The organism is Campylobacter coli LMG 9860 (genome assembly GCF_000254135.1).
GTDB classification, from domain to species: domain Bacteria; phylum Campylobacterota; class Campylobacteria; order Campylobacterales; family Campylobacteraceae; genus Campylobacter_D; species Campylobacter_D coli.
Window position 1 is genome coordinate 1 of record NZ_AINS01000061.1, and the last position, 2,020, is coordinate 2,020.

Genomic DNA, 2,020 nt, shown 5'->3' on the forward strand with positions numbered 1-2,020 from the left:
ATTAAATATATTTTTATATTAAATACGCTAAATAAAATTTTTTATTTTTATTTTACTTTAAGCTTTAGATTTAGGACAAGTGGAATTAATATTACTCTTTGTTGCCAAAATTGAACATCATTCCACCGCTTTTTTTCTGAGCCTTATTATCATTTTTAAGCTCATTTATATTAGCTTGAACATTGTTTTCTTTTGAAATTTTAGATTGTAAATTATTCTCTTCAGAGTTTTTATCTTGCTGTTTTACCTTATTTATTCTTCTTGTCTTGGTAATCCCATGAAAAAAGAATTCTACTTTAGGTTTTTTTGAAGAATATTCTAAAATAGCTTGTTCGATAAACATGCTCCTAACGCCTTTCGGTAATTGTTCTAAAATCGAAGCAACTTTTTCATCATTTATAAAAAAAGTTACTCTTGTTGATTTATTTTCATTATCTTTCATTGTTTCTCCTTAATTCTTTTTTCTAAAAGCTCAATTTTTTTAATATTTAATTCCAAGATTTTAATATTTAATTCTAATGTTTTTTTGTTTTGTTCTAAAAGCTCAACTTGTGCTTTTTGATATTTATAGTTAAAAAACATCAGAATGAAAAATAATATAAAAAGTAAAACTAAGATGATATTTAACATTTTATAACCTGTAACTTTTATAATCAGCTTTATAGATTTTTTTAACTTTATAGTCTATCTGTAAATTAGTTTCTATTTCTTTACAAGTTATAAACCAGAAGTTTTTATCTTCTTGTGTTAATTTATAAATAATTGAATTTCCTAAAAACCCAAAATCTTTAGATACATTGCTAAGAGCTTCATCTTTGCTGAAAGCACATATTGTATCTACAAACTTCTTTAATCTCTCATCATAAAACCCTATACGACTTTCAATCTCTTTAATTTTTTCTAGCATACATTTATAGAAGTCAAAACCTAAGTTTTTAACTAAAATCTCTATCTCAACAATTAATAAATATTCAAAATCTTCATCTTTGCTATTATTATAAACTGTCTTATTATTGTGTTCTAAGAAATAGCTTGTAAAATGATCAATCAAATGAATCATACCTGCTCTTTTTATATTTGAAAATGCTCCAAATTTTAATTCAAAAGCATTAAAGAAAAATACTGCAATATCACACAAAGCTTCAACTCTTTCTAAATCATCTTTTGCTCTAAAATACTCGCTTACTTTTTCAAAAACATTACCTAAAAAATCTTTTCTTTTAGATAATCTTTCTTTAATTTCGTTAAATTGTATTTCTGTCATCTTTTTTAATCCTTTGCTATCTTTTTAACTTCTTTTGTGGTATAAATCTCATTTAAAGCATGCAAGATATTAGCTTCTTTTAGTATTTTTATAAAGTTGATATCATCATTATCAAGTTTTGCTTTAAAAGCTAATTTTGAGTTTAAAGATCTTATGTTTTGATAACCATATCTATAAATTTGCATTAAAAAATATCTTCTTTCGATATCTTCGCATTGCAATAATTCTAATTCTATAAAATCTTGGAATATCTCGGCGTTTTCTATGTGATATTCTTTAGAGCTTGAGCCTTTTTCGGCTCTATAAAGCTCTTTTTTGTAATCATAAGCTTTTTTAAGCTTATCAACTAATTTCATTATTTTAGCAACTCCGCATTCTCGTTGATATTGCCGATAGCTTCAATAGTATATCCTTCATCTTCAACTAAATAAATTAAAGAGCCTATGTAATCTCCATTTTTTCCTTCAAAATAAAAAGTCCCTTCTTTGTGAATGCTGATTTTTGCTAAAAAGTAATCGTATAGACTTTTAACTTTAACAATATCATTCTCGTATACTTTTTTACCTTTCTTGTCATAAAGCCCTGTAAAAAGCTCTATTTCACAATCCTCTTTAAACTCAGATAACCTTGTTTTGGCTTCTTCACCATAAACATATTTTGTTTGGCATTTGCAATCCTTATTACCACAACCCTTGTGATGCTTATCCCAAATCCTAAAATCAAAATCTTGTAGTTTCATTTTCACTCCTTAAAAAT

Annotated in this window: 4 protein-coding genes; all 4 read right to left on the reverse strand. The window is 25.4% G+C overall.

The features are described from left to right. Positions 1 to 91: 91 nt before the first annotated feature. The gene (locus tag CCO88_RS08205; RefSeq protein ID WP_002840065.1) at positions 92 to 442 is read right to left on the reverse strand and encodes a hypothetical protein; all 351 of its coding nucleotides are present in this window, start codon (positions 440 to 442) and stop codon (positions 92 to 94) included. Positions 443 to 631: 189 nt separating this feature from the next. Next, positions 632 to 1,264, reverse strand: a complete 633-nt coding sequence (locus tag CCO88_RS08215; protein WP_002840067.1) for a hypothetical protein — start codon at positions 1,262 to 1,264, stop codon at positions 632 to 634. A 5-nt stretch (positions 1,265 to 1,269) separates the two neighbouring features. Then, positions 1,270 to 1,620, reverse strand: a complete 351-nt coding sequence (locus tag CCO88_RS08220; protein WP_002840068.1) for a hypothetical protein — start codon at positions 1,618 to 1,620, stop codon at positions 1,270 to 1,272. Then, complete coding sequence (locus CCO88_RS08225) at positions 1,620 to 2,003, reverse strand: YopX family protein (RefSeq protein ID WP_002840069.1); 384 nt, start codon at positions 2,001 to 2,003, stop codon at positions 1,620 to 1,622. Before CCO88_RS08225 ends, CCO88_RS08220 begins: the two co-directional genes overlap by 1 nt. Positions 2,004 to 2,020 lie beyond the last annotated feature (17 nt).